General features: G+C 47.0%; 17 protein-coding genes and 1 pseudogene. 14 read left to right on the top strand and 4 right to left on the bottom strand.

Translation table 11 applies throughout. From position 1 onward, the window contains the following. Positions 1-84: 84 nt before the first annotated feature. Positions 85-1257 (bottom strand): MFS transporter, encoded by a 1173-nt coding sequence (locus tag RB297_RS14990; RefSeq protein ID WP_375120846.1) that lies wholly within the window; start codon positions 1255-1257, stop codon positions 85-87. Between the two features lie 192 nt (positions 1258-1449). Further along, positions 1450-1736, bottom strand: a pseudogene (locus RB297_RS14985) (nitroreductase family protein); the annotation flags it as partial. Between the two features lie 189 nt (positions 1737-1925). On the opposite strand from RB297_RS14985, the gene RB297_RS14980 reads away from it, so the two are divergent. The 5 genes from RB297_RS14980 (at position 1926) to RB297_RS14960 (ending at position 8287) form a co-directional block, all read left to right on the top strand. Then, the gene (locus RB297_RS14980; protein WP_375120845.1) at positions 1926-2516 is read left to right on the top strand and encodes a TetR/AcrR family transcriptional regulator; all 591 of its coding nucleotides are present in this window, start codon (positions 1926-1928) and stop codon (positions 2514-2516) included. Between the two features lie 262 nt (positions 2517-2778). Continuing rightward, complete coding sequence (locus tag RB297_RS14975; RefSeq protein WP_375120844.1) at positions 2779-3588, top strand: AAA family ATPase; 810 nt, start codon at positions 2779-2781, stop codon at positions 3586-3588. Between the two features lie 219 nt (positions 3589-3807). Then, positions 3808-4986 carry a DUF4317 domain-containing protein gene (locus RB297_RS14970; protein ID WP_192569651.1) on the top strand — a complete coding sequence of 393 codons (1179 nt, stop codon included), beginning with the start codon at positions 3808-3810 and terminating at the stop codon, positions 4984-4986. Positions 4987-5255: 269 nt separating this feature from the next. Then, entirely contained in the window at positions 5256-5960 is a 705-nt protein-coding gene (locus tag RB297_RS14965; protein ID WP_096775026.1) for an ABC transporter ATP-binding protein, read from the top strand. Next, the gene (locus RB297_RS14960; RefSeq protein WP_375120925.1) at positions 5960-8287 is read left to right on the top strand and encodes an ABC transporter permease; all 2328 of its coding nucleotides are present in this window, start codon (positions 5960-5962) and stop codon (positions 8285-8287) included. Before RB297_RS14965 ends, RB297_RS14960 begins: the two co-directional genes overlap by 1 nt. A gap of 237 nt (positions 8288-8524) precedes the next feature. Here RB297_RS14960 and RB297_RS14955 read toward each other — a convergent pair whose 3' ends face one another. Beyond that, the gene (locus RB297_RS14955; protein ID WP_277748034.1) at positions 8525-9193 is read right to left on the bottom strand and encodes a hypothetical protein; all 669 of its coding nucleotides are present in this window, start codon (positions 9191-9193) and stop codon (positions 8525-8527) included. A 321-nt stretch (positions 9194-9514) separates the two neighbouring features. Here RB297_RS14955 and RB297_RS14950 point away from each other — a divergent pair, with 321 nt between their 5' ends. The 4 genes from RB297_RS14950 (at position 9515) to RB297_RS14935 (ending at position 13015) form a co-directional block, all read left to right on the top strand. After that, the gene (locus RB297_RS14950) at positions 9515-9883 is read left to right on the top strand and encodes a BlaI/MecI/CopY family transcriptional regulator (protein ID WP_277748035.1); all 369 of its coding nucleotides are present in this window, start codon (positions 9515-9517) and stop codon (positions 9881-9883) included. A 1-nt stretch (position 9884) separates the two neighbouring features. Continuing rightward, positions 9885-10976: a M56 family metallopeptidase gene (locus tag RB297_RS14945; protein ID WP_375120843.1), complete on the top strand. Its 1092-nt coding sequence runs from the start codon at positions 9885-9887 to the stop codon at positions 10974-10976. Positions 10977-11337: 361 nt separating this feature from the next. Further along, positions 11338-11823: an RNA polymerase sigma factor gene (locus RB297_RS14940; RefSeq protein ID WP_375120842.1), complete on the top strand. Its 486-nt coding sequence runs from the start codon at positions 11338-11340 to the stop codon at positions 11821-11823. Positions 11824-11983: 160 nt separating this feature from the next. Next, entirely contained in the window at positions 11984-13015 is a 1032-nt protein-coding gene (locus RB297_RS14935; protein ID WP_375120841.1) for a Gfo/Idh/MocA family protein, read from the top strand. A 661-nt stretch (positions 13016-13676) separates the two neighbouring features. Here RB297_RS14935 and RB297_RS14930 read toward each other — a convergent pair. After that, positions 13677-14213, bottom strand: a complete 537-nt coding sequence (locus tag RB297_RS14930; protein ID WP_375120840.1) for a hypothetical protein — start codon at positions 14211-14213, stop codon at positions 13677-13679. A gap of 146 nt (positions 14214-14359) precedes the next feature. Between RB297_RS14930 and RB297_RS14925 the strand changes: the two genes are divergently transcribed. The 5 genes from RB297_RS14925 (at position 14360) to RB297_RS14905 (ending at position 18641) form a co-directional block, all read left to right on the top strand. After that, the gene (locus RB297_RS14925) at positions 14360-15211 is read left to right on the top strand and encodes a P-loop NTPase family protein (protein ID WP_375120839.1); all 852 of its coding nucleotides are present in this window, start codon (positions 14360-14362) and stop codon (positions 15209-15211) included. A 30-nt stretch (positions 15212-15241) separates the two neighbouring features. Further along, positions 15242-15682 (top strand): YhfM domain-containing protein, encoded by a 441-nt coding sequence (locus RB297_RS14920; protein WP_375120838.1) that lies wholly within the window; start codon positions 15242-15244, stop codon positions 15680-15682. A gap of 124 nt (positions 15683-15806) precedes the next feature. After that, positions 15807-16559 (top strand): superoxide dismutase family protein, encoded by a 753-nt coding sequence (locus tag RB297_RS14915; protein WP_375120837.1) that lies wholly within the window; start codon positions 15807-15809, stop codon positions 16557-16559. A gap of 286 nt (positions 16560-16845) precedes the next feature. After that, positions 16846-17799 carry a carbohydrate ABC transporter permease gene (locus RB297_RS14910; protein WP_012819174.1) on the top strand — a complete coding sequence of 318 codons (954 nt, stop codon included), beginning with the start codon at positions 16846-16848 and terminating at the stop codon, positions 17797-17799. Beyond that, a complete protein-coding gene (locus RB297_RS14905) occupies positions 17796-18641 on the top strand; it encodes a carbohydrate ABC transporter permease (RefSeq protein WP_036661820.1) in 846 nt (281 codons plus the stop codon). Before RB297_RS14910 ends, RB297_RS14905 begins: the two co-directional genes overlap by 4 nt. The last annotated feature ends 22 nt before the right edge of the window (positions 18642-18663 follow it).

Below are 18663 nucleotides of genomic sequence, written 5' to 3'. Positions count from 1 at the left end.
GTTTTTTGTTAAGAATGGATAAGATCCGAAAGATCAACTTAGTGAGCAGAGTCCTTTATCAAATATTCCATGTTTAGCATACCGTTAATCCGCTGTCTGCACCGCCGAATGCCGTGATGTCATGCTGGACAATACAAACACGGCAATGATGGCGATGAGAACGCCGAATACCCCGAACCAGGTAATGGATGCCAAAGAAACACGGTTAACGATCAGCCCGCCGATTCCTGCGCCAACAGCCATGGCAAGTTGCATCATGGAACTGTTCAAGCTTAGCATGACGCCCGAGGATTCAGGAACAAGCGAGACCAGGTTAAATTGCTGCGCAGGAGCGGATGACCAGGCGGCAAAAGACCAGAGGATCAAAATGGCGAATACGGCAATGATCGACTGTCCGACTAAGGATAGCAAAATCAACGAAATGACATGAAGCACCATCCCTGAAACGAGCGTGAATATAATGCCCCGTTTATCCGCGCTGTAGCCGCCGACTTTCGAGCCAATCAAACTGGCAATGCCGAACACGAACAGAGCTGCGCTAATCAATGATTCATTTAAATGAGTCACCTCTAGCAGAAAAGGGGAGATGTAAGTATAGGCGAGGGAATATCCGCCCAACCAGAAAAAAGTAATCGCTAAAGCAACCAAAACCTGAGGTTTTTTTAACAAAGCAAATTGTTTAATCAAAGGGACAGGCTTGTCGCCCTGCAAACGTGGAAAAACCGCAGAAATGACAAGCATGGCGATGACCCCGACAATTGCGATGGCCAGAAATACCGCTTTCCAGCCAAAAGCCGAGGCTACCATTCTGCCGAGTGGGACGCCGATGATGAGCGATGCGGTAATGCCCATGGTAACGTTGGCGATGGCGCTGGCTTGCTTGCCTGGCGGAGCGATTTTGGCGGCGATACTGAGCGCGTTAACGGTGACCACCCCGGCGCCTAACGCCGTAATGATTCTGGCGGCAATGAAGAGACCGAAGCCGGACAATATAAATGTCAGCAGATTTGCGATAATAAAGAGGCCCAGCGAATAAAGTAAAAGCTTACGCCGGTCCATTTTGGCCGTCAGCGCCATTAAAATAGGCGTGCCGACCGCATAGGCCAGGGAATAAACCGTAATGAGCTGGCCTGCTGCCGCAACACTTGTTCCCATCGTCTCTGCGATCCGGTCCAATACCCCCGAAATGATGTAATTGGATGTTCCAACTAAAAAGCTGACCAAGGCTAGAACGTAAACTTTCCATGTGCTATTCATAATTCACTCTCCTGATGTGTTTAAATAACGATGTTTTTAAAAATATCGAAATAAAAATATAAACCGCAATTTATGCATATATAAGCATATACTCATATTTAGGCAGGATCTCCATCAAACATAATCTGCGCCTTCGCCAAATCGAATCTAGCACCATCCAGCTAATATAGCTGTACGACGCCTTGTATATCACTCCAAATCTCCGAGTACCGCAATGACAGCCGAAGCCTCGACCAATTGCTGTTGATTGAATGCGATCGGAAGCAGCTTCTGCTTCAGCGCCGGCGAATCGATAACGAGAAACCGCCACGGCTGCAGGTTAGCGGCTGAAGGTGCCAGCGTGGCTTGCCTCAATATCTCGGTCAATTCCTCCCGCGAAATCTTGTTCTCGGGATCATAGCTACGAACCGACCGACGTTTCCGAATAACATCAAAAAAAGTTGGTGCTCCATCGTTAGTGACGGTCGTGAAACCGACATGGTTCTCTCCTCCTTTTGGAAAAGCGGTATTCTGCATTTTGTTTCAATACAACATTAGTTGTTTGAACAACACCTGTTGTATTTATATGTTATGATAACAACAGAATGGTACGCAATCATCAATAACCATAAACCGTTGTATAGGCAACACTATTTCTATAATGTCGTTTTATTGGGGAGATCAAAACCATGACAATTAAAAAGAATGAAGCTGATCCTCGTGTGATACGTACGCGGCGACTCCTTCAGGACGCTTTTGCTTCGTTAATTCAAGAAAAAGACTTTGAATCGATAACCGTTAGGGATATTGCAGAGCGGGCTACTGTTAACAGAGCGACTTTTTATGCGCACTTTGTAGATAAATTCGAAATTCTAGAGGCCAGACTAATGGATTCCTTTATGACAATCATAAATCGTAGAATTAGCGGTCACGAAGTATTAAATGAAGAAACCATTCAGAGTATTTTTCTGGGGGTATGCGATTTTCACAAGAGTCTAAGCACTATGTGCAAAAGAAGGTATACATCGCTTGGAGCTGTATTCGAAATTCAAATAAAGGAAAAAATTCAAACGATACTTCTTTCCTTTATAGACAAAGACAAGATGCTGTCGAGTCCAAACGCGAAATTCTTAATAAATACAGCTACTAACATGTTAAGTTGGGGGATGTATGGGGCGGCTTACGCTTGGAACAAAGAGGGGCGTCTAATAAGTGCGGAATCATTCGTTAAACAGACTATGCCCTTAGTGATGAACGGAGCTAAAGAATTGCTGGGATAGGTCCTGTCGCTATTGCTCTATCCTGCGGAAGAAACAAGATGCAATGCGGACAATTTGCGAATCCTTATTCAGGAGCGAGGCTTGTACCGACCGATTACAAGCGTACCGGAATCCTGGGCATGAGGCGATTCGTCTGGCGGCACTGGATATTTGGACCGTTCTTGAATAGAAAGGCTGTTTGGGACGGATGGTTGCATCCATAGAATGGCCAGGTATGAATATCAAACCGTACTAATTAATTTTCCGAGAGGTGAGCGAGGCGATGCTATATTTAAGTAACTTCAAACTCTCTTCTACCATTTCGAGCAACCCGAATATCTATCCCGATCATGTGTTCAGGCACATGGCAGGGGAAGTTCTGCTGTTTGATCGAATCACGATATTATACGGCAGTAACGGCTCCGGCAAATCCTCCTTGCTGAATCTGATCGCCAACAAATTGGGTATCGCGGGCGCTGAGCGAATGACAAGCTATGGTCACAACGCTTACGCGCAGCGGTTTATCGAGGAAAGCAGCTATCAACTCGGGCATGATGATCAGGAGCGTCCCCTATATAAGCTTCCCGACGGGAGCCGGTACATCAAGTCAGAGGATCTGTTGTATGAAATCAAGAAAATACAGCAGGAAAGCGTGCTTCGCGAAGGGCTGCTGCATGAGCAGCTCGTTCAGGGAAAGAGCAAGGCCGAGGTAGAAGAGCTGGAGCAGTCGTATGAATTCAAGAAGAAGATGGACATCATTCAATTCGCTCAGGAGAAGTATTCGAACGGGGAAAGCTCGATGCAGTTTTTTGAGGAATATTTGCTTCCCGGGAAACTTTATTTATTGGATGAACCGGAAACGTCGCTTTCTCCGGCAAATCAAATCAAGCTGGCCGAGCAAATGAACGATTTGGCGCGTTATTTTGACAGTCAGTTTATTATTGCTACGCATTCTCCCTTTGTTCTGGGTACGCTTCATGCGAAGATCTACAATCTCGATGCCAAGATGTTGCAAACGGCCGAATGGTTTGAGCTGGACCATGTACAATTCTTTTATCGATTTTTCCATAAACATCAAAGATTGTTTGAATGAATATGTTCAAGTATCAGAAGAGGTATCCTTCGAGTAAGGATATCTCTTTTTGGTATGGGGCTCCCACTAGGAAATGACTCGACTCAGGTATTTAAATATGCCACAATAAAAGATCAGGGCCACAGGGAAACAATGCAAGCCAAGATCACTTACCAATTTGCGTTCCAATAATTTATACTAATTAAGCCAGATTATATTGAAGGAGCTGCCGAATCGGATATGAACAAAAAAGAAGTTGCCAATATACGCAAGCAATTTAAGCTGGATCACGATTTAATGAATATTTATGATATTCTCAATGTCTATATTACGAAGGAAACGAATGAAATCTATCACTGGGAGCGCCTGCCGTTCGAGCTGGTGGATCGGGAGAAGCAAGAGTTATACATGGGAAATTTCAAAAAACTGCTGACCGGCGAACTGGATCAAAAATTGTTCGAATTGAGGTTTCAGGAAGCAGCGGAGGAACCGGCGCAGGTCATGCTTCACCAAGCGCTCGTGTCGGGTGATCCGGAAGAATGGCAGGACTTGATGCTGATGCTGGTGGATCGAATGCTGAAGGATGCCCAATATGAGCGGGATATGGTGGTCACGTTCGTTCGGGGACAGTATTATTTGCCGACCAAGGCGAGAAACGATGAAGCGGAAGAGAGCGAGAAGAACGAGGTGTTCGCCCATCCGTTCATTCTATGCAGCGTGAATTCTACGGAGAAACAACGGAAAACGCTCTTGTTCGATTATGTGGAGCGGGAGTTCAAGTACAATGTCATCGTGGATCCGATTATCAAGTTAAGTGCGCCAGAGCAAGGATTCCTATACCCTAGCGTGACGGACAATTATTCCGATGTGAATCGTATTTTGTATTGTACGGGAAAATCGAATTTTCCGGATCCGCATTTTGTCGAACAGGTCTTGAACGGAGAACGTTCCGTGACGGCACTCGAAGAGCGAGCGATCTTCGAGGATATCGTCAAGGAAGTGGCTGGCGAACAGCTCGATTCAGCCACCATTGCCCAGGTGTACGAGGAAATCAACCGGGTGATCGAAATGAACGAAGAGACGAAGGAGGAAGAACCTCCGAAGCTGGATTATAAAGATCTGGAGCGCGTGCTGAACGCAAGCGGCGTAGAAGACGTGACAACCGAGAAGGTGGAGCGGGCATTCGAAACCATCGTGGACAACAAGAACTATGAAATGAAAGCAACCAGCGTCATGCCGAAGTATACTACCAAATCCATCAAGATCGAAACCAAGGTAGCTACGATTTCGGTGAGCCCGCAGGATTTAAGATATGTCAAACAGGTGAATTTCCAAGGCAAACGCAACATCATGATTGAAGTCGACGAAGATGTCGCGATTGAAGGATTTACGCTGGCTTCAGAGACGCTTTTAAGTTAAATCAGTTCCATTTTAGACAAGATCAGGTATCGTACGCAGGAACAGACCGCATCCCACAGTTGGATGGCGGTCTTTTTGTTTTTCTTCCTTTTGGAAAATTGCGTCCGGAGTCAGTCATCGCATTCCCTTTGCAGTCGCTAAAGCGAAATCCTTCCTGAGGCTGATGATGGAATACATCGCGTGTCGGGTGTCTCTTGTACTGTAAGGTGTAATGATGAGATTAAACGCATCAAGGCCAACTGAAAATCCAATACGGGGAGATGTACGAAGTGACAACGTTAATCGAATTCAAAAAGGTAACCAAGGCCTATCCAATCGGCGAAGTGACGATTCAAGCCCTTGCGGGCGTTGACTTCTCCATATTAGAGGGGGAATTCGTCGTGATCCTAGGGGCTAGCGGGGCAGGGAAAAGCACGATTTTGAACATTCTCGGCGGGATGGATACGGCAACCTCGGGACAAGTGTTTGTTGGAGATCAAGAGATTACGGGATGGAGCGAGAAGAGATTAACCGAATACCGCGGCGAGCAGGTTGGCTTCGTATTTCAATTCTATAACCTGATTCCGAATTTGAATGCGCTGGAGAACGTGGAATTTGCGACAGAGGTATGTAAGGACCATCTGGATGCACGAGATATTTTACATAAGGTTGGACTAACGGATCGTTTGAAGAACTTCCCTTCCCAGCTCTCTGGCGGCGAACAGCAAAGAGTTGCGATCGCAAGAGCGGTTGCCAAGAATCCCGCGCTGCTCCTCTGCGACGAACCCACCGGTGCTCTGGATTATGTAACAGGAAAGTCCGTCTTAAAGCTTCTGCAAGATTTGAACCAGGAAACGAAGACATGCGTCGTGCTGGTCACCCATAACTCGGCCATCGCGCCGATGGCGGATAAAGTGATCCGCGTCAAGAGCGGGAAGATCGAGAGCATCACGATCAATGAGCACAAACAAAGCGTTGAAGGGATCGAGTGGTGATGAAGATTTTAGCGTTAAAATTATTAAGGGACATGAAACAGTCGGTAGGACAATTCATAGCCATAGTTTTGGTCATCGCGGTGGGAGCTTTTTTCTACACGGGGCTGGTCACCTTGAGCGACAATCTTAGCGGCTATACGAAGGGGTATTTTCAAGAACATAATCTAAGCGACTTGAACGTCTATTACAGTCAAATTTCCGCAGAGGATGTGGCGGATTTACGAAGCATTGATGGCATTCAAAATATTGAAGGGCGTTATACCGTCCAGGCCGAACAGGCTTTTGAGGATGATAAGGCTTCATTAACGGTGCATTCGATCCCCGTACCTAATACAATCAACACGTCCAGGATGATGGAGGGCAGGATGCCAGCAGGGCCGAATGAGATCCTGTTGGACTCCCACTATGCCGAAGCGCATCATTACCGTGTTGGTAATTCCATCCTCCTCCGTGTGAATGACAAGGACATGACGTTCACGATCAGCGGCTTGAATGAGAATGTCGAGCATGCCAAGAAGAACGAAACCCAGGACCACCAAGCTTATGGAATCGCTTATATCCCCGAAGAGACCATTCCTGAAATCGCTGGCGGCATGTTCTACAATGAGATCCTGATTGATGCCAAGGACGGTTACGACATGGACCAGTTAGGCCAGGCCATTGAAGCACATTCCCAGTCACTCCCTTATGTAAGCCAGGTTAGCAAAGAACGGACCTTCAACTATTCCCAGACCCAGCAAACGATTCATAATAACAAGCTGATGAGCAGGGTGATCCCGATCGTTCTCTTTTTGATTGAAGCGGTGATCCTGTTTCTGATCATGTCGAGGATTATCGATTCCCAGCGAAACCAAGTGGGCATTATGAAAGCTTTAGGGGTGAAAAAAAGAAGCATCATGCTGCATTACATGGGTTACCCCGTGCTGGCAGGCGTCATCGGCTCTATCCTGGGCTATGCTATCGCCGCCGCCCTGTTCATTCCACTCATAACAACGTCGATTGGAAGAAGCTACTCCCTGCCTGACCTGACGTTCTCCCTTTCGTTCTTTACGCTCCTACCTCCAATGATCTGCTCCAGTGCGTTTGGCATGCTGTCCTGCTATTTCAGCGGCAGAGCGATTTTACAAGAACGTGCTGCGCAGGCGATGCGTCCGAAACCGCCCAAGAAGGTGAAGAAGCTGCTCATCGAGAACATTCCAGGGATGTGGAGTCGTCTGTCCTACAGCAACAAGATTATTCTAAGAAATATCTTCTTAAATAAACAAAAAGCACTCGCAAGCTCCGTTGGCGTTGTGGTCAGTACGGTTTTGTTGATCACGGCTTTCGGCACGCAGACGGCCCTGCTCAAGGTAGCCGGTCAGATTGAAGAGGTAAATACGTATGATTTACGAGTCGATTATGCGATAGGATCGTTCCCGGATAGGGCAACACTGCCGTCCGGCATTGCAGACCATTATGGGTTGTCTACCTACCCTGTGGAACTCATCCAAGGGGAAAACAAAGAAAACGCTACGCTCGTGGTAACGGAGCAGGATAATGAGCTGATTCGCTTTTATGATGAACAAGGCAATCGGCTATCGTTAGAAGATCATGGCGTGTTGGTACCGAAATCTTACGCGGATCAGTATCATATTGCTGAAGGGGATACGATCCAGCTTCAATTCACCGCACCGGAGCTTAACCAAACCATCGTCGAGATGGAGGTTCTGGACATCTCCACCCAGTATTCGAATCCGTCGTTCTACAGCACACCGAACTATATGAAGAGTTTGGGTATCGACTATGATCCATCCTCGCTGTTAGTGAGCGTTTATAGCGCTGCCGATCTGGCGGGCGTTCGCAGCTTCTTCGAACAAGACCCGCAGGTGGAGGCCATTGCGGACAAGGATGATCTCAAGAAATCAGCGCAGTATATGCTGAAGCAAAACAGCTTTATCTTCATCATGTTTATTATCTGCGCCGTCATTCTGTCCTTCGGTGCCATCTACACGATCTCTTCCATCAACATTTATGAAAGGAACCGTGAGCTTGCCACCCTGAAGGTCTTAGGCTATCCCAAACGTAAAATCAACCGGCTAATCTTCTCTGAGAACATGCTGCTAACCGCTTTTGCGGTCATTGTCGCCCTGCCGATCAGCGGTTATGTCTATTCCATCATCATCCAGGCGCTTTCGAGTACGCATCAGCAAATTCCGGATCAATTAAACCTTGTGATTATGCTGGCATCGGTTGTGCTGGCGTTCATCCTGACCCTCCTCTCCAACCTTATGCTGCGGAAGAAAGTGACGCGGATTCATATGATTGAATCGTTGAAGGGTGTGGAGTGAGATGGATGCCCGCAGCACCGAGTACTCTAGGCCGCTAAAATATCGGTTGTTAGATATAAAATGAGGGGATTGTGAGTGACACCATGACATAAGAAAGCGCCACGCCTTTTTCATGAGACGTGGCGCTTTTATAAATCTAGCGGCGATGCGTTGACATCCCTAATAATCATCGCTTTAGTAGATATAACTACTTGGGGTGTAGTCGCATGTCTAACAGCAAAGAGAACTTATGAGGAATTAACCATCAACTACACTCATTTGCGCATATCCGGTTGTACTGTACGTACTCGCACGAGCCCCATAGGCCGTGTTACGAACCGGGTTAGTAAGATATATTTTACCACCTTGTCTAACGTTATTTACATAACCCAGGTCCGCACCAGTGTCAATGTTTGTGAACCCACCATTATAGCTTGTCCCTGGTAAAGAGTCGGCTGTCATTGTAACTCTTTTGGCGCTGCTATAAAAGGTGTAGAACGGCAGTGTCGCTGAAGAATCGGATGGCTCAAATAGGTAGACAAACCCTACATAATTCGCGGCAAGGATCTGAAAATCATAAGCCTTAAGATTAGCTAACTGTTGTTTGCGCACGTCCTCTTTCAATCTAGGCACGTCCCAGTCCGGGAACAGGTCCGAAAATTCAGGAAGTTCTTCAATGGTTCCATCCGGCAGCTCATACGCAACCTGGCCATCAACGGTCCAAGAAGTGCTGTAAATGATAGAATTCCTTGCCTCCAAAATTTCGTCCTTCCATTCCTCAGGCGCCACGTCAAGGTTCTGATACGCGAGTTCTTCTTGTGACATGGAAGCTAAGTGGTCCTGTCGATCATTCGCCAGAGCAAGGCTTGGAGTGAGGAGAAGGAGAAGAGTCAGTACCGAAAAAAATAAGAGAGCGTTTTTTTTCATTGCGGATAACCTCCATTCTAAAACTGAAAATTTGGGTTTCAAAAAGTGTTGTATTATCAAGTGAAGTATCATGCTGTCCACGTGAAGATGTACGTTAATTATCCAACGGAATCACCTCCAGTTCATGAAGTGTTACATTGTTGGGGCTTTCATTACATATATGTTCTACGGTATCGGTCTGCGGACAAGTTTCTTCATTTATTCAAGAGCATTTTTTTGGTGATCCAGATTTTATCTGGTTTGTTTAGGTTTGACATGCATATAAGACAAATGTAGAATATTAGGTAGACAATTGTCTTAAAGGAGTTGATTCATAAAACAATGAAAAAGCTGCCTGATGCGGAGTTTGACATTATGAAAGTGGTTTGGGCTAATGATCCGCCTGTAACGACCCATATTATTATGCAACAGCTTGGAAACGAAAGGGGATGGAAAGCGCAGACGGTCATTTCCCTAATGTTACGGCTGATGGAACGAGGTTTCATTCGAACTGAGAAAAAAGGAAGAGAGCGCATGTATTTTCCACTTATCACCAAGGAGGACTACCTGAAATTTGAAACAGGTGACTTTATGGAGCGTTTTCATTCGAACTCCTTCTTCAGCCTGGTTGCTACGCTGTATTCCGGTAATAAAGTAAAGGACAGCGACCTAGACCAACTGGAAAAGTGGCTGAAAGAAAAGAGGGAGTGATATGCAGGGATTGTTAGTAACCCTGATTCAATGCTCTGTTTCGATGACGTTGATAACGCTTGTATATGCGGCAATACAGCCTCTTTTATCAAAACGATATGCCGCAAAGTGGATGTATGGGATGTGGCTCCTGATTGCGGCAGGCTGGATAATCCCTTTTCGTCCACAGATCGATCAGTTAAATTTCCATGTGTCCATCCCGGGAAATCCTGTTGTCCAATCAAAGCTGTTCATGGACGTAAGCGATATGGGGAACACTCAGGCCACAGTCTTGTTGTGGGTGCTTGCAGCAGTTTGGGGATGTGGTGTTGTAAGCGTCGTATTGTATCATGCTCTGAGGCATGGTCGCTTCATAAAGAGGGTACGCCGATGGAGTGAGCCTGTTATCGATGTGAAGGTTTTGGGGATTTTGGACCGTGTAAGATCGGAACTGAGGATTACCAAACCTATAGGGTTGAGCATGTGTGAGAGTATTACAAACCCAATGCTCGTTGGCTTTTTCAGACCTGTCATTTTACTTCCGCCTATGAAACTGTCAGATGATGCATTGTCACTTATTCTAAGGCATGAGTTGATTCATTACAAACGGCACGACCTTTGGTATAAGGCCATGATTCTGACGGCAACCGCGTTACATTGGTTTAACCCGTTGGTCTATCTAATGGCAAAAGCGGCTGCGAAACAATGTGAAATTTCCTGTGATGCATTGGTTTTACAGAATGCAGATCATCAACGCCGAGTGCAATATGGGGAAACCATTATTGCCGTTGTCAGGAATGGGGCGAAGCTCCGAACCACATTATCAACTAATTTTTATGGAGGAAAAAAAGACTTGAAAAATCGGATATCTCTCATTATGGACCAAAAAGGGAAGAAGTCGGGCATTTTACTCTTTTGTTTGGCGCTGGTGGGGATTCTATGGACCGGCTCCGCGCTGACCGATGAAGCTAATGCAGATGACCCGCAAACATCTATTGCTATTGAGACTGTTACTTGGTCTTATGACAGCGATAGCCATATGGATAACGAAGTAACCCGCCTCAAAGAATCGCTGCGCCGCTACGCAAATAATTTAAACTCAAGTCATAAATAAAGAGAAGGCAACTTTGTTGAACTGACTACCGTAAAATAAACCGTCATTTAAAACCATCTTCAGCAACCTGAGTCCAGTTTCGTTCGGACTTAGGTTGCTTTCATTTTTTCAGGATATTGTGTGGAAGGATTATACTATCCCGCACCACTATAGCAGAGTCAATTCCCTGCTCTTTCGCCACCGCTTAATTTCTCATCCTGCCTTTCTTGATATCCTCAGCCCTTTTTTCGAATTTTGAAGAAATTGTTAAATCGCCCCTTTTAATCCGCTTATCGATTAAACTATAAATACCAAATATTATGAAATTATATAAAATAATCCCTAAATTGGAGAATTGGTATGCGGGGAAGGTGGTGAGAGGGTGGTTCTAAATGATGACCAACGACGTGTTATTAAAGCATTATATTTGGAAATGTATTTTTTATTGTTTTCATATGCACAAAACATGTTGAGCGACCGTTCACTAGCTGAAGAAGCCGTTCAGGACACATTTAGAATTGCGTGTGCTAAAGCCGACAAACTCTTATGTAGTCCCAATCCGAAAGGTTGGCTGTTAAATACGCTAAAGTATGTTATTAAAAACAAAGTTCGCAGTTGGGCGTACCACGGAAATTCCTTGGAGTTAGATGAAAATATAATCCCTGGGAATTGTGATGTACTCGATATTGATTTTATGTACTCTGACCTAACCAATAGTGAGGACTATAAATTGATCAAGAAGATTGCTCTTGATAAGTGCTCGATGTTGGAGGCGGCTAAAGAAATTGGGATTTCTGTAGAGGCTTGTAAAAAACGAGTTCAACGAGCGAAGAAGAAATTGAAAAAGGCTTTAAAAAAAATGGTTTAAACAGCTACCAGCATAGAAAGAAAGTGCCCTGCGCTTTGAATCCAAAGGAATAACGGATCAGTATCGTATATCAAAGTGTACGGGCTGCAGCCCCTTGATCTATAATAAGTGACGTGCATGCAATGGCAAAATTCAATCGCGAATGGAATAGGAGAACAGGATGAATAAACAAAAAATGGCCGTTATCGGCTTAGGGCATATGGGCCGGCATATGATTCACCGCTTACTGCCCCAATATACGGAGAAGATCGAGTTGGTCGCCATTTGCGACAGTGATGAATCCAGTTTGCATCGTGAAGCTGCCGAAGCTGAGATTGGTCCAAGGCAGTACACCGACTATCGCCAGCTGCTGGATGAGGTGACGCTTGACCTGGTGTATATCGCGGTTCCGCCGTCCCTGCATTATGATGTGGCCCGGATCGCATTTGAGAAAGGCATCCACGTATTCTGCGAGAAGCCGCTGGCCAATAGCTTGACCGAAGCCCGGAGTCTGGTGGAGCTGGCTGAGGAGTCCAACGTGTTCCATGCGGTTCATTTCTCGCTTCCGCTCGATCCGGCCGTTCTGAAGCTGCAGGGATTGCTTGAGCAGCAGGCGATCGGCCGGATCCAAAGCATGGAACTGTACCTGGAGTTTCCGCAGTGGCCGAGGGCCTGGCAGCAGAATCCATGGATCACGTCAAGGCAGCAGGGCGGATACCTGCTGGAGGTCGGCATTCATTGGATCCAGATGATCCAGCAGGTGTTCGGGCCGATTACGCATGTGAAGAGCGAGATCGAGTTTCCGCCGGATTCGAATCAGTCCGAAAGCCGTGTCCAGGCCGTTCTAAGATTACATAATGATATCGAGATTCGCCTGTCGGGAACCGACCAACTGGAAGGGGAGGAGCGTGTCTCCCTGGTGGTCCACGGTGAAGAAGGCACCTTGGCATTGGAGAACTGGTGCAATCTGTACCGAAGCAGCAAGGATGCCGATCTGCAGCGTGTATCTGTAGATGATGTCGTCAGTCCGCTGCCGATCCTGAAGCAAATCATTCAGATTTTGAACGGAGAGTCCGGTCTGATCTATGATTTCCATAACGGGTATAACGCGCAGGTTGTTTTGGAAGCTCTGCGCAAGCCGGGTGAGGGCTTTACGGATGTAAGGCCTCAATTGATGGGGGATAAAACGGAAGGGTTTATTGTAACGACCTGATGGGTGAATGTTCTGTCACAACAAGGACGCCATCTTAGAAGGTATCTCTCTGGTGAGGCTGTTCAATGCGGCTAGCGAGTTTGTGGGTTTCGCTATCTTGAAGCAGGTTCATGACGAGGTTTCCGCATAGGGTGCATGTGGAAATTATGGCGAGTTGGTAAGAAAGTAATACAGGTTGAAATCACATCGCGTTGAGGTGATCCATGGTGTTCGTGCAACTTAGCCGTTTCATCACGCTCGGCCTGTAGAGGATGACATAACCCTCTTGGCTCCTTTGCAGGCTGGGCCTTATCCCAAGGGGCGTGATGGAATGAAAAGCAAAGGCAACAATCGTACTCGTTCGTATTACCGTCATCATCGACGGAGAGTGATCCAGCGTAAGAGCAGGCTTGCTAAACAGCTTGGTTGGCATGCCAAGTTTACAGGTGAGTTTGCTAAGGGGAAGATTCATTGCTCTTGCAAATATTGCAGGGCGAAATCGAGAGAAATCGGATGGCCTAAGTCTGATCTTGTAAAACTTGCACGTATGAATGAGTTTAGTAGTTTGGAGTAGAGTGTTAGGTTGAATGTGGGAAAGGCCGTAGATGGTAATGTCTACGGTCTTTTATTTTGCTCAACGATGTTCAATAAAAAAACGGCAGGGTATACCCTGCCGCTTGCTCTACTCAAGATCCTCTAGAATGTATGTGAAAACATCGTCTACAAGCTTCACGATGCTGCGTATTTCCTTATCGAATGTTGAGCTGGTAATTGTTCCTTTATTATAAGAGTCGACGTTCAGTTTGACTCCGGAAGTTTTGGCTAAAGAAATTTCTTTAACTTGTCCATTGAGTTCTTTTTTCGTTTCAGCTGTTTCCTTATTGCAGACTTTCTTTGCTTCACTAAGACTTTTCTTAGCCTTATCAAGTGTTGCCTTCATCTGACTCAGTTCCGTTTTGCTGGCTTTGGACTTCTTAAGGTTGTTGTACTTGGATGTCAGCTGCTTGGATTGATTCGTGAGGGTGGTTACATCGGAGCACACAGGAGCTTTATATGTCCGTATAGCAGACTTAACTTCCTTTAACCTCTTGTTGTATTCCTCAAAGTAGATCTTATTAACCTCGGAGATCGACATTTTGATGGAGGGTGGGGCGGCATACGCCTGTGACGGGAGAATTAAGATAGCGAGCATCAACAAAAGGGCTAAAGTCTTCTTCATTTATGTATGAACACCTCTCTATAAGTATTAACATTATCATAACTTAATTTGGGTCCTAATCAATAGATAGAGAAAAGGATTTTCACAGGTTCCCACAGAATAACATGAAGCTGCACACATTTATTGAGATTTGAAGGGGATTTGAAATGAAGACGAAATTAATCATGGTTGAGGGCCTGCCGGGGTTCGGCAAATCGACGACGTCCCGTATGCTGCATGATATTCTTTCCGAGCACAACATTGAGGCCCGGCTGGTGATGGAGGGGGATACCGACCACCCGGCGGATTATGAGGGAACCGCGTGTCTGACGGAAGAGGAATTCGAGCAGTTGCTGGAAGTTGCAGGCCCTTTTAAAGAAATATGGATCGAACGGGCTGTCAAAAAAAACAGCTGGAACCTCTTACCCTACCAGAAGCTGAAGAACGAATATGGCGCTTCTTTTCCGGATGATCTATATCATTCGTTGGCTAAAAAGGATATTTACGAGCTCCCGCTGGACCTCAACCGGTGGCTCATCACCGATCGGTGGGAGGCATTTGCCGAGCAGGCGCTGCATGAGCCTACCGTCGCGATTTTTGAGTGCTGTTTCATTCAGAATCCGGTGACCGTCGGCATGGTGAAGCATGATGCGCCGGAAGATCAAGTGACGGACTACGTGCTGGGGCTGGAAAAAGCGGTCCTTCCGCTAAATCCCCTCCTGTTCTACATTGAGCAGAACGACCTGGAATACGCATTCCGCAAGGCCGCCCGGGAACGCCCGGAGGCATGGTCCACAGGGTTCGCCCGTTACTACACTGGACAGGGGTACGGCAAACATCACGGTCTGGAAGGCGTCGAAGGGACTCTGCAAGTATTGGAAGCCCGGCGCGAGTTGGAGCACAGGATCTTGGACAAGCTCGGACTGAACAAGGAGTTAATCGATAACTCCCTTTATGACCAAGAGACGTACAGAACCATGCTAATGGACAAGCTGAAGCGGCATGGGATCATCCCATAATATTTTTCATAGATAAGGAAGGACGGTTTAATGAAGCGATTACTCATGATCATGATGCTTTACATGACGGCTTTATTGGTAGGCTGCGAGAAGGAACCCGGTTGGGAGACGATGCAGCTACTTGATGAAAAGGTTGCCGAGATTCGGATTTCAACGTTCGAGACATGGGACGAGATGAATGGGGATACACTGTTGTCCTTTAAGGAAGCGAAAGATGTAAGAGCGTTTGAGGAAGCGATCCGTACCGCCCGCAAGCAGCCGGATGATGCCAAACGAACGGACCCGGATTACGACGTGATGGTCGTCTATGCCCAGCCATCTCCGATCCATGCCATCAAGCTGTGGTTGGGGGAAGAGGGTCAGGAAAGTGTGTTCAGCTATGGGTTCAAAGATTGGGGAGAAGATGTATATGTGGTTTCCGCCAAACATACGGATCGGATGAGAGAACTTATTTTGCCAGAGGGGCGTTAAAGCCGTTATCGAGCCCCTCTCTTTGACCGACACTGAATGCCTCATATCCCATAAAATAACGATTTGGATGTATAAAATCAGGGGATTGGGAGATGAATGATATCATCATTCAGGAGGCGATGAAGTGAAAAAGTTGACCAACAAGTTAAAATATATGGCTGGAGCGTTTCTTGCCGGAGCCCTGCTGATTATAGGGATTATGTTCGCTGCTGCGAATCCCGAAGGAACCTTAGGTACGATTCAACACACGATGTCTAAAATAAGCCACTTCGTTAACGGCAAGGACAACGCCACCGCTGACGGCCCATCTGAGAAACAAGGGACGGCGACCTCGGATCCTAAGATTCCTACCGACAGCAGCGATGCGCCAGCTCGCATGGTTTCAGATCCGGTTAACCAACCCGTGTACTGGGGCGAGGCTTCCAGAAAAGAATCCTTGGGGCAGCCTGTAGTCAAGCTGTACAATGCGGCGGGCAAGCCGGTTGGTTCCGCTACCTTGGAGCAGATCCATGACGGGGTTAAGGTGAAGATTTCCGCATCCGGCCTCACTCCAGGCAAGCATGGGTTCCATGTGCATGAGAATGCGATTCAGGGAACGGATTTTAAATCTGCCGGAGGGCATTTTAATCCGACTCACAAGCATCATGGCCTGGAGAATCCGCAAGGAAGCCATGTCGGCGACATGCCGAACCTGATCGTGGGCGCAGACGGCACCGTGGAAGCGGAGACGATCATTCAGCATGGCACGCTGGAAAAGAACCAGCCGAACTCGGTGCTGGGGCGCTCGCTGATCATTCATGCCGGCGAGGATGACAATGTTACCGACCCGGCGGGCAATTCCGGCGACCGTGTGGTGGGCGGGAATATACCGGAGTAATCTGGCAAGTTGATAGTGCATCCGTTTGCAGCATATGAAATTCAGTGAAAAACGCATCTCCACGGGGAGGTGCGTTTTTTTGTTAAGTTATGCTGGTTCAAGTGCATCTGGAGAATTAACCCCGCAAGATAAAATTGAATTACTTGCTTCGACGCGGTGGGGTTCGTGGTCGTATTCGTTTCTGACGACACATTCTGAAAATATTGAATGATTTTGAGCAATTGTCTCATGTAGTTCCCGGCGGCTCTCCTTCTATACTTAAGGTACGGAAAAGGAGAGTGAATTCATGGAACGAGCAACATCTTTAGCATCCGAAATACCTGTTCGCAAAAAGCCATTTCGCAAGCGCTGGGACTCTCCCCTTGCAGGTTATCTGTTTATATCCCCTTGGCTGATCGGATTTCTGGCGTTGACAGCCTATCCGATGCTGTTGTCCCTGTACTATTCCTTCACAAATTACACCCTCATGAAGCCGATCGAGTGGGTCGGCTTAGACAATTACGAGCGTATCATTACGGCGGACGACAAATTTGCCCAATCACTCAAGCTCACGTTTTATTATGTACTCGCCTCGGTGCCGCTGAAGCTAATTGCCGCGCTGATGGTTGCTCTCCTGCTAAAAAAGGCCGTGCGCGGGATATCCGTCTATCGAACGGCCATTTATTTCCCTTCCTTGATCGGGGCGAGCATCGCGGTTTCCCTGCTATGGAAAAATATTTTCGGCGTGGACGGCTTCTTCAACCAAGTGCTTGGATTCTTCGGAATTCCCGGAACGGGCTGGGTCACGAACCCGGATACCGCATTATGGTCTCTCATTGGCTTGTCGGTATGGCAATTCGGTTCATCGATGGTGATTTTCCTCGCGGGCCTGAAGCAGATTCCGAATGATCTATATGAAGCCTCCGCGGTGGATGGTGCGGGCAAGCTAAAGCAATTTTTCAAAATCACGCTTCCGATGCTGTCACCCACGTTATTTTTCAATCTCATCATGGGGGTCATTAACTCATTTCAGATGTTTACGCCTGCTTACGTTATCACCGGCGGGGGGCCGATGAACTCTACCTATGTCTATGCGTTATACCTGTATGAACGGGCATTCAGCCGTTATCAGCTGGGTTATTCCTCTTCCTTGGCCTGGATCATGCTGATCTTGATTGTGGCTGCCGCCGTGATCATTAACCTGACTTCGAAATACTGGGTATTCTACGAATCCGAGAGCCAAGGAGGGAAAGGAAAATGACCAGACGCAAATGGAACCCCGTGATCCGCCATTCGGTCCTCATTATGTTCAGCTTGATTATGGTTTATCCGGTCATTTGGTGGATTGGCGCTTCGCTGAAAACGAACCAGGAGCTTAGTTCCCCATCCATCTTCCCGTCCGTGCCGCAGTGGTCCAATTACATCAACGGATGGAATTCCGTTCCGGGGTTCACCTTTACCGACTTCTATTTGAATACGTTCTATTTAATTACTGCGGTGATCATTGTAACGGTGATTTCCTGTACGCTGGTTGCCTTCGGATTTGCAAGGCTGGACTTTCCGCTTCGAGGCTTCTGGTTTTCGCTGCTCATGCTTACGCTGATGCTGCCGGGCCAAGTGCTCATCATTCCGCAATATGCGATGTTCCACCAATTTGGTTGGGTCAACACCTACCTGCCGTTTATCGTGCCCCATGCATTAGCGGGAGGAGCGGGAGGAACCTTCTTCGTCTTCCTGCTCGTTCAATTCATACGCGGGATCCCGCGGGAGCTGGATGAATCGGCCAAGATCGACGGATGCAGCTGGTTCGGGATTTATTGGAGAATTGTGATGCCCTTGATGAAGCCTTCCATCGTGACGGTCATTATCTTCTGCTTCCTATGGAACTGGGATGATTTCCTTGGTCATCTCCTGTACATTAATTCCGTCGACAAATATACGGTAGGCTTGGCTTTACGGATGATTAACGATTCGCAAGGCGGCGCGGAATGGGGACAATTGCTGGCGATGTCTCTCGTATCCATTCTACCGGCTACATTGCTGTTTATCTTTGCCCAGAAATACTTTGTGGAGGGTGTAGCTACCACAGGACTAAAAGGGTAGTAGCTAGCTCTACCGTTATATT

This window comes from Paenibacillus sp. CR_12 (assembly GCF_041953985.1).
In the GTDB taxonomy this organism is placed as follows: Bacteria; Bacillota; Bacilli; order Paenibacillales; family Paenibacillaceae; genus Paenibacillus_AQ; species Paenibacillus_AQ lautus_A.
This window is presented reverse-complemented; position numbering and strand designations above follow the sequence as displayed.

Bases quoted from the DNA above. Each gene is read 5' to 3' on its own strand.
- RB297_RS14990 (WP_375120846.1), bottom strand. From the start codon at position 1,257: ATGAATAGCACATGGAAAGTTTACGTTCTAGCCTTGGTCAGCTTTTTA.
- RB297_RS14980 (WP_375120845.1), top strand. From the start codon at position 1,926: ATGACAATTAAAAAGAATGAAGCTGATCCTCGTGTGATACGTACGCGG.
- RB297_RS14975 (WP_375120844.1), top strand. From the start codon at position 2,779: ATGCTATATTTAAGTAACTTCAAACTCTCTTCTACCATTTCGAGCAAC.
- RB297_RS14970 (WP_192569651.1), top strand. From the start codon at position 3,808: ATGAACAAAAAAGAAGTTGCCAATATACGCAAGCAATTTAAGCTGGAT.
- RB297_RS14960 (WP_375120925.1), top strand. From the start codon at position 5,960: ATGAAGATTTTAGCGTTAAAATTATTAAGGGACATGAAACAGTCGGTA.
- RB297_RS14955 (WP_277748034.1), bottom strand. From the start codon at position 9,193: ATGAAAAAAAACGCTCTCTTATTTTTTTCGGTACTGACTCTTCTCCTT.
- RB297_RS14950 (WP_277748035.1), top strand. From the start codon at position 9,515: ATGAAAAAGCTGCCTGATGCGGAGTTTGACATTATGAAAGTGGTTTGG.
- RB297_RS14945 (WP_375120843.1), top strand. From the start codon at position 9,885: ATGCAGGGATTGTTAGTAACCCTGATTCAATGCTCTGTTTCGATGACG.
- RB297_RS14935 (WP_375120841.1), top strand. From the start codon at position 11,984: ATGAATAAACAAAAAATGGCCGTTATCGGCTTAGGGCATATGGGCCGG.
- RB297_RS14930 (WP_375120840.1), bottom strand. From the start codon at position 14,213: ATGAAGAAGACTTTAGCCCTTTTGTTGATGCTCGCTATCTTAATTCTC.
- RB297_RS14925 (WP_375120839.1), top strand. From the start codon at position 14,360: ATGAAGACGAAATTAATCATGGTTGAGGGCCTGCCGGGGTTCGGCAAA.
- RB297_RS14920 (WP_375120838.1), top strand. From the start codon at position 15,242: ATGAAGCGATTACTCATGATCATGATGCTTTACATGACGGCTTTATTG.
- RB297_RS14910 (WP_012819174.1), top strand. From the start codon at position 16,846: ATGGAACGAGCAACATCTTTAGCATCCGAAATACCTGTTCGCAAAAAG.
- RB297_RS14905 (WP_036661820.1), top strand. From the start codon at position 17,796: ATGACCAGACGCAAATGGAACCCCGTGATCCGCCATTCGGTCCTCATT.